Below are 8,544 nucleotides of genomic sequence, written 5' to 3' on the forward strand. Positions count from 1 at the left end.
GCCATCTGTCATTACCACTCTTCCTTTACCAGATGCCATGTTTCTTTGGTAAGACGCAGCATTTCCTGAATGCTCTGCTCACTTGCCATTCCAGAAGCATTGGCAACATGGGCAAGCTGATTGGCATTGTTGCATAAGCCTGCAATCTTTCGGAGCAATTCGGGGTGATGCTCACAGGGTTTTGCATGAACCTGCGCTCCTAAAATCAACGAACGCATAAACTCTTCCCGGCTCAGACCGCTTCTTTCGACCTGCTCATTCAGTTCCCTGACTTCCCTTGCATTAAGCCGTACCGGGATCACATGATTTCGTTTTCGCATTGCATCACCGTCCCTTCTTTTTTCTCTTCTTTCATCATACCGCCAAGTTCCTCATCGGATTTTTTCGCCGCAACCATGCAACAGGTCACTACCACTTCTATAAATCCTCCGCTCATCAATGCGATTACAATCATTACTCCGTTTCTTAACATGACTTGATCCTTCCTTTCCATTTCCGTCTGTGTCTGGGGGATTGGGGTTCTCCCCAAAGTGCGTTTGGATATCCAAACGCTATGCTTGCAAAACGAGTACTGCCAGTTTCTGTAGCACCGGATTGACTCGATTCTGATTTATTTTGATTCTTTTATCTGTACCAGTCCATCAAGTGTCGTACAAATGATATGGAGTCTGTCTGCCATACTGATTTCGGTATTCATTGTTCCTGTCACTTCTTTCCCACATACGACTACCATCCGGCATCTCCGTAAAAGGATATGGGACATTCTTCCATATCCTTGCATATCTTCTGCATCAGACTCTTCCAAGAATGGTGAGAATACAAATCTCGGACAGATCGGTACATACCCAAGTTCATAGATTTTTCTGCAATATTTCTGCACTTTTACCCGGCTTTCTTCTGCTGAACAGCACACATAAGCCAGCGCCTGTTCCATACGCTCCATCTCCTTCCTGCATCCAGTTGGATGCCACTCATTTTCTCTATAAAAAACAAGATGTCCAATTGGACATCCCGGCTACTTTTCATCCTCTTTCTGCTCTGCTTCTAATGCAATTTTCACTCTGTCACTTCCCAGTTTGTAGTAGGCATCTGTTACCTCAATTCCCACTGCACGATAACCTGTCATAACCGCTGCAAGGACAGTTGTTCCTGCTCCGGCAAACGGGTCCAGGATCAGCCCTCCCGGTTCACAAATCTGGATGACATCTTTCATAAGCTGCAACGGTTTCTCTGTCACATGAATCCGGTTCTGCGGATTGCCATATCGGAAGACGCCCGGCAGACAAGATACCGGACGATTGATCGGCATCGGTCCGTTACTGCCCCACACAATATATTCAGCCTGCTGGCGGAAACGGCCTTTCTGTGGACGGGAGTTTCCCTTATCCCACACCGCTGTTCCTCGCCAGATCCATCCTGCCCACTGCAATGCATCGGTAATCGATGGATACTGACGCCAGTCAATGAACAAACAGATTGGAGCACCTTTCTTGCAGGCTTTCCGCACATCATAGAGCCATTCAGCCATCCAGTGCGTCCAAGATCTCTGGTCTTTGTTATCCCCATCGAAATCCGGAAGTGCATTGGCAGCACTCATACTGCTGTATTTCTGATTTGTAGTACGATTTCTTTCATTCTGTTTTGTTCCACCGGATGCATACGGCGGATCGGTAATAACTGCATCAAAGATTCCCGGCTGGAATGCTTTGACCAGTTTTAATGTATCTCCATGTAATATTTTCCAGTTTTCCCCTTCAGTATATTCCTCCGGGTATGTTTCCTCTTTCATAAGTTCTTCCAAACTCAGGCCATTTGTCATAGGCATCATCCTTTCTTTTCTCAGCGTTCCGGCTGATTTTTCTTCTTTGTTTGTCTTTTCTGGTAGGACTGTGGCGGTTTCAGTTTCTCAGGAACAGAAAAAGCACTCCACTTTCCATTTTCATATAAGAACATATCTTTTGTGTGGTTATTAAATATATCCCAAGGGAAAATATCCCCTTTAATATAGATATTTCCTCTTACTTCTCCATACACATGGCTTTCTCCACCGATGACAGGTGCATTTACTCCTACCGTATCAATAAATGCTTTTCCACTGATTATCGCATTTTCCTTTATCTCACCGCCACAGATATAACAGTCTCTCTTCGCAACTGCTCTGTCATAAAAAGTAGTATCTCCGGTAACAACAGCATAACCTCTGACCAGACTGCCATCATAAAGTGCAGCTTCTTCCTTTACCTCACCGTTTTCGCAACAGATTGCATCATCATAAATCCAGCAAGTTCCTTCCTGTGACAGATTGTTTTCATTCTCTACAAAACCACCTATTGTTCCTTTTGGTACTTTCTCATTCACATCTGACACCGCCTGTATTCGATGGAGCCATGGATATTTCGGATGTTCAATTTCCGTAATCTTATACTTACTCACGTTCTCTCCTTTCATCGTTCCGGCTGATGTTTCTTCTTTGCCTTCTTATTTTCTTTTGGCGGCGAACTCAACTCAGTTTCTACATATTCGCTGATAATCAAAAGTGCTTTGTAATAGTCCCCACTTTCCAATACCCTTTTACGCATTTCTTTTGCTTCTGCTGTCTGTTTATTCTTTTCCAAAAGAGTTGAGGCATCGCCCATAATGGAAAAAATATTCCCATTATGTCCAAGGAGCTGTAACTTGGGACGTTGTTTCTCAGGCTTTGTCGGAATCTGCTCTGTTTTCTTTTCATACATTTTCGGCTGTTCCATATCAGGATGCCAAAAATGCACATTCAGCATTCCGCCATCTACCTTTATATCCCTCTGCTCAAATCCTTCACCCCAACCGTCACTGTACTGTCCTGTAATGTATTCGGTGAATTCCTGTAGTTCTTCCTGACTTAAAAATTCATTTAATTCCAGTTTGGTACATCCGTACAGGATTCCGTCTTTGTTTTCTATCGTAACAACTGCACTTTGTATCTTTCCCTGAATGGACTCACTTCCGTCAAAATACTGCATGAGATCATCTTCCCCATAGCGTTCCAGTTCTTCTCGGATGACTTCTTCATAATCGGCAAGTTCTGTTCCATCTAATGGCATTCCATATTCATCACTCTCCGACCACTCTTCTTCCCATTCGGATTCTTCTGAATAAAGATTTCCAGTCAGCTCCGTCAACAGATGTACGTGCATCGTTCCTTTTTCTTCCATTCTCTATCACCTTCTTTCTAATGGTCTGTCCCTGCATTTATTTGTCTGCTTTTTTTCTTTCGCAAGGTCTGCATGATCTGCCCCTTCTTTTTCCGGCAGATTGCAGATAATCTGATACGTTCCCTCATAATGTTTTTTCATCTGTTCTTTCGCCCATCTCCCTGCAAAGTCATTATCGGTACAGATTTCAATTTCTTTGATTTCCGGATGGTTCTTCAGAAACTCTTCCAGTGCGTCCGGCGGCTTTTTAAAACGTTCACTTTGTATCTGTGCGTTATCTTTCGGAGCAGCGATTCCTCCAAGGGAAAGACGATATTTATCCCTCTTTCCCTCTTCCAGTGTCATGTGTGCCAGTGCATCTATACACGCTTCATATACGGCAACTCGCTTTGTTTCTCTTTCCGGTGGAATGCAAAAGCTGTACTTTTTTTCACTCCCGGTCTGCTCCATCTTGAATCCCTTCCCGTTTTTTTCATAGATTCCTCGCAGGAATGCATATCTTGCTTTTCCAGATTCATCTTTCCCAACAAAAACAGCGTTATGGTACGGGACACTTTCATAAAGGATTTCATGCGAAATGCAATACGTGATCACTTCATCGCTGATTCCTCTGTGGTTTAAATAAGCCCTGATTCGTCTGCAATTACAATATCTCTCCGGCAGTTTAAATAGTGGTTTTTCCTTTTCGGCAGACTGTGTCGGAATAAAAGACGGACTCTCTTCGCACAGCAGTTTTACAGCATCTGTAAATTTCATTCCATCCACTTCAATCAGGAACCGCAGTGCAGACACTCCCCCGATATCTCTGGATTTCCAATGCCATTTACTCGACAATTCATTGATTTTAAAACTGTCATGGTCCGTCAACTGCCATTCATTTCTGGTTCTTGTCTTTTGCAGTCTCTGTGCCTGATGTGTTCGCAAATACTCATACGCAGTCATATTTTTTGCTGCCTGAATCTCTTCTTCTGTTACCCAAGGCATTACAGAATCGTATCCTGAAGAGCCAGTACCTTATCTGTTCGCTCCCAAGGAAATTCCTTTCTTCCAAAATGACCAAAAACTGCCGTCTGACGGAAAATCGGACGATTCAGTCGAAGAGATTCCATGATCTGAACGGGTGTCACTCCAAACACCAGTGGGATTGCTGCCGCCAGACAATCATCCGCACACACTTTCCCCGTACCAAAGGTATCTACCTCAATCATAACCGGCTCTGCTACTCCGATTGCATAAGCCAGAGACACCTGACACTTGCTTGCAAATCCTGCAGCCACTATATTTTTTGCGATATACCTTGCCATATAAGCCGCCGAACGGTCCACTTTCGAACAGTCTTTTCCTGAAAATGCACCGCCACCATGCGGAACCATACTGCCATAAGTGTCCACCATCAGCTTTCTTCCGGTCAGTCCGGTATCTGCATCAAATCCTCCGCACACAAATTTTCCTGACGGATTGATCAGAATCTTCGTATCCTCATCCGGCGGCAGTAATCTGAGTGCTGAGCGAAGCACTTTCTCTCTGATCTCGGCATCTAACTTCTTCAGGCTCTTTTCTGCACCATGCTGGCAGGAAACAACAACACTTTCCAGTCTCACTGGTTTTCCCTCTTCATATTCTACGGTTACCTGTGCTTTTCCATCAGAAAAGATATCTTTGATATATCCGCTTCTTCTGCAAGCCGAAAGTTCACGTGTGATCCGGTGTGCCAGAACAGTCGGCATTGGCATAAGCTGCGGAGTATCATCACACGCATATCCGACCATAACACCCTGATCTCCAGCTCCCCTGCTTCTGTCTCTTATTTTTGCACCGATATTATCCCGAAATTCTTTCGACACACTCACTGCTTTCGCAATATCTGGACTCTGCTGATGTACAAACGTATCCATTTCTATCCCATCTGTACAATACCCACACTCTTCTAAAACTTTTCGGATCACATCAAACACTGGCGGCTCATATCCGCTGGTGATTTCTCCTGCTACAAACACATTTCCTCTTGTAGCAAGGACTTCACACGCCACTCTCGAAGATGGATCGTAACGCAGACATTCATCTAAGATTGCATCTGCTATCTGATCGCATACTTTGTCTGGGTGTCCTTCTGTTACTGATTCTGCTGTATAAAAACGTTTCATCATTCTTCTCCTTATAGACAGACAGGACAGAAGCTGCTTTATGCACATCTCCTGCCCTGTCAAATTGGTTTATCCTGTAATTCTTATTTTATTTTTCTTCTGTTTCTTTTTTGTTGTCTGTCATTTTTGACTTCTTTCTGCGGTATACATTCACTCCTGTAGCTGTTTCGGCAGATGCCAGTGCAAGCAGAACAAACGCCCATATTTTCTGGTTATCACCTGTTTTTGGCGCATTTGTTTTTTCTGTTGTTTTCTCCGGTGTTCTGGCATCTTTCATTTCTACTTTCTGGACTTCCATTGTATCTTTCAATGTGAATGTAACATCTTCCGCAATCTCGTAACCATCCGGTGCGGTAATCTCACGCAGAGTAAGTTCTTCATTGACTGGGAGCTTTGCAACGGAATGTGGTTTTCCGTCCGTAATCCACTCTTCCAGAACAGTTCCGTCTTTGCGGATAATCTGAAGCTTTGCCCCTTCCAGTTCTTTTCCGGTTGTAAGGTCTGTTTTTGAAATTTCCACTTTGGAATATTCATCTTTCATCTCAACCTTTGTCACACTGCCATCTTCTTTGACTTCAAACATCACATCGCTGGCAGACACATAGCCATCTTCATAAGGAGCCAGTTCCTCATGTAAGGTATAACTTCCCTCCGGCAGTCCGTAAATGACATGTTCTTCCTTCGTACTAATCCACTCTTCCACAACAGTTCCATCTTTATCAATGACCTGCAGTTTTGCTCCTTCCAGCTCATTTCCGGTTGTTGCATCTGTTTTGGTAATACGTGTTTCTGTCGGCTGATTCTCAACTTCTTTGTTCAGTTCAATCTTTGCAAGATTCTGATTTTCATAGGTTGCGTCTACATTCCATACTTCCTCATTTGGAAGATATCCGGCTTTTCTGACTTCCTCTTTGATATAGTATTTTCCATGTGGAAGATCGCTGTCGAAAGTAAGTGTTCCCTTTGCATCCGTTGCTTTCTTTTCCAGCAGGGTATCTTTCTCTACGAGAACCTCTCCCTGATTAGAAAGAATATCTTCCGCAGCATACAGTCCAAAAATAACACCTTCCAGCTTTTCGCCTGTGACAGAATCTTTCTTTTCTACTGATACAGAAACTTTCTGTCTTTCATTTTTATAGGTAACGCCTTCATAAACGACTGCCTGTGTATCATCCTCTGCTGTCAGGGTAAATTCTTTCTGTTCTGTATTCAGGACAAATTTCTCTCCTGCTACAACTTCTTTCAGATAATACGTTCCCAGTGGCAGATTGTTGATAACTGCTGTTCCATTTTCATCTGTAGTCAGTTTGGCTACCAGATTATCTTTCTCATAACGAACAACTGGATTTCCTTCTTCGTCCTTTGCTCCGTCTGGTGAATAAATGGTATCTTTGGCATATACTTCGAATTCAGCACCTTCTACTCCGGTTTCTTCATATTTAAAGCCTTTATAAATACCTGTTTCTTCTTTACCAGATACGGCATTTCTTACTTTAGAAACCAGTGCTTTTACTTTTGCCAGAACAGAATCTCCGGTTACTTCGGTAAGCTGTTCTCCCTTTTTCGTCAGGAGCAGGCTTCCTACCTGTTCATCGTTTTTCTGTTCTACCTCTACAATCGCTGCTCCTGTATCTGGATCAATCTGATGTGCAGTGTTTGAGGATACTGTAATTACAATACCGCTCTGTGGATTTTCTTTATATGTTCCTTTTGTAGTCTGCTCTAATGGTGAAATAATCGTTGTTCCATCATACAGGGACTCTTCGCTTCCCTGTCTTACAAATCCTTCCGGTGCTTTCACTTCTTCGATTCGGTAGGTAGAGCACTTCAGTTCCTGCGGTGTGATCAGATATCCTTCCTCGTTTGTTTCGAATACACTGATCTTTTCTTTCTTCGGATACTGAACAACCTGTTCCACATATTTCTTATTTGTCACATCGTAAATCTTATAAGATGCTCCGGCCTTTAAAACGGTATTTCCAGTCTGTGCATCCTTCTTTACAATTTTCAACAAGAATTCAAACGGACGGTCATCAAATACTCTCCACTGCATTGGTTCTCTGCTGTCATTTTCCACATTTACAACAAACGGATCAATGGTTTTCAGATTCTCCGGGGTAGTGCTTTCCACTACAACATAACTTCCATACGGCAGTTCCGGGCTGACTGCATATCCTTTTGTATCCGTGATCAGTTCCGGCACTTGTACAGCTGTTCCATTCTCATAGGTGACTGCCACCTGCTCTTTGCTGAAGTCATAATTCTTGAAATCACTTGCCGTGTAGCTTTCTCCATTGGACGGTTTCAGTTTCCCATTTTTCACCTGTGTCAGGTCGCTGATCAGATATACCTTAAATCCTGCTCCTGCAACCAGGTCTGTTTCTGTCTGCTCTCCATCTTCACTGACTTTGATCAACTGGAATGCCTGTTTCTTTATCTGCTCTTTTACCGTAAGCTCTCTTGTCACTTCTGCAACATCCTGACCTTCATAAGTTACGGATACTTCATATTTTGTAGTATCCAGTGTATATCCTTCCGGTGGAGTGATTTCTTTTACATACATTTCTCCAAGGTATAATTCTGAAAACTCCAGTGTTCCATCATCTCCGATGACTCCCTGCGCGATCAGGCTGTCCTGTTTATACAGAACTCCTGTTGTTCCATCCGGATGCACGATATCTTCTTTGGCATACAGACCATACACAGCACCTCGAAGAGCGCCGTCTCCCTGTGGCTGGAATGCAAATGTTTCCTTATCAATCTTTGCAATCTTTACTTTTCCAGTGACCCTCTCATCCGTTGCTGTTACCGTCAATGTCTTACCGGCTGCAACATCCACTTGATAGACTTCCTGATTCCGTTTATATCCGGTCGGTACAGTCACTTCTTTTACATACACAGTTTTGAGTGCGGCATCAAAATAATCGCTGACTGCTTTTCCGTCTGTTCCGGTTGCAGTCATCGTCATTAGCAGATTTTCGCACTTCTTATCGGTGTAAATACCGTAAACTGCTCCAGATAGTGGGTTCTGTGTATTGATATCTTTCTTCGTCAACTCAATGCGTGTCATATTCAGCCACTGTACGCTGAAGCTTACCGGAGCTGCTGTTTCGCTTTCAAATACACCGATATCCTGCTTGGAATCTCCGGTTGTCAGCACCAGTGTTCTCCATGTCTTTCCGACAGAACCATATAAGTTTCCGGAAGCA

At 43.4% G+C, this 8,544-nt stretch carries 9 protein-coding genes; all 9 read right to left on the reverse strand.

Going from position 1 to position 8,544, the window contains the following annotated elements:
• Positions 1–11: 11 nt before the first annotated feature.
• Positions 12–320, reverse strand: a complete 309-nt coding sequence (locus tag DXC04_RS14815) for a plasmid mobilization protein (RefSeq protein ID WP_015513332.1) — start codon at positions 318–320, stop codon at positions 12–14.
• Positions 299–472 (reverse strand): DUF3789 domain-containing protein, encoded by a 174-nt coding sequence (locus DXC04_RS15770; RefSeq protein ID WP_181984821.1) that lies wholly within the window; start codon positions 470–472, stop codon positions 299–301. Before DXC04_RS15770 ends, DXC04_RS14815 begins: the two co-directional genes overlap by 22 nt.
• A 138-nt stretch (positions 473–610) precedes the next feature.
• Positions 611–934: a DUF7768 domain-containing protein gene (locus tag DXC04_RS14820; protein WP_015513330.1), complete on the reverse strand. Its 324-nt coding sequence runs from the start codon at positions 932–934 to the stop codon at positions 611–613.
• Positions 935–1,015: 81 nt separating this feature from the next.
• A complete protein-coding gene (locus DXC04_RS14825) occupies positions 1,016–1,819 on the reverse strand; it encodes a DNA-methyltransferase (protein ID WP_233546265.1) in 804 nt (267 codons plus the stop codon).
• Positions 1,820–1,839: 20 nt separating this feature from the next.
• Complete coding sequence (locus DXC04_RS14830; RefSeq protein ID WP_220413860.1) at positions 1,840–2,433, reverse strand: hypothetical protein; 594 nt, start codon at positions 2,431–2,433, stop codon at positions 1,840–1,842.
• 11 nt (positions 2,434–2,444) lie between these two features.
• Positions 2,445–3,191, reverse strand: coding sequence for a hypothetical protein (locus DXC04_RS14835; protein ID WP_117689645.1), 747 nt, complete (start codon positions 3,189–3,191; stop codon positions 2,445–2,447).
• Positions 3,192–3,197: 6 nt separating this feature from the next.
• Positions 3,198–4,175 (reverse strand): DUF3991 and TOPRIM domain-containing protein, encoded by a 978-nt coding sequence (locus tag DXC04_RS14840; protein ID WP_117689644.1) that lies wholly within the window; start codon positions 4,173–4,175, stop codon positions 3,198–3,200.
• On the reverse strand, positions 4,175–5,335 hold the full coding sequence (gene metK / locus DXC04_RS14845) for a methionine adenosyltransferase (RefSeq protein WP_243004689.1): 1,161 nt from the start codon (positions 5,333–5,335) through the stop codon (positions 4,175–4,177). The genes DXC04_RS14840 and metK overlap by 1 nt, the downstream gene beginning before the upstream one ends.
• Positions 5,336–5,423: 88 nt before the next feature.
• Positions 5,424–8,544, reverse strand: a 3,121-nt coding sequence (locus DXC04_RS14850) for an MSCRAMM family protein (protein ID WP_243112174.1), incomplete at its 5' end; no start/stop codon positions are given.

Source organism: Dorea sp. OM07-5 (assembly GCF_003481355.1).
GTDB classification, from domain to species: domain Bacteria; phylum Bacillota; class Clostridia; order Lachnospirales; family Lachnospiraceae; genus Dorea_D; species Dorea_D hominis.

What these genes read in the sequence shown, in the direction of transcription:
- DXC04_RS14815 (WP_015513332.1), bottom strand. Translation starts at nt 320, where the DNA reads ATGCGAAAACGAAATCATGTGATCCCGGTACGGCTTAATGCAAGGGAA.
- DXC04_RS14840 (WP_117689644.1), bottom strand. Translation starts at nt 4,175, where the DNA reads ATGCCTTGGGTAACAGAAGAAGAGATTCAGGCAGCAAAAAATATGACT.
- DXC04_RS15770 (WP_181984821.1), bottom strand. Translation starts at nt 472, where the DNA reads ATGTTAAGAAACGGAGTAATGATTGTAATCGCATTGATGAGCGGAGGA.
- DXC04_RS14825 (WP_233546265.1), bottom strand. Translation starts at nt 1,819, where the DNA reads ATGACAAATGGCCTGAGTTTGGAAGAACTTATGAAAGAGGAAACATAC.
- metK (WP_243004689.1), bottom strand. Translation starts at nt 5,335, where the DNA reads ATGAAACGTTTTTATACAGCAGAATCAGTAACAGAAGGACACCCAGAC.
- DXC04_RS14820 (WP_015513330.1), bottom strand. Translation starts at nt 934, where the DNA reads ATGGAACAGGCGCTGGCTTATGTGTGCTGTTCAGCAGAAGAAAGCCGG.
- DXC04_RS14835 (WP_117689645.1), bottom strand. Translation starts at nt 3,191, where the DNA reads ATGGAAGAAAAAGGAACGATGCACGTACATCTGTTGACGGAGCTGACT.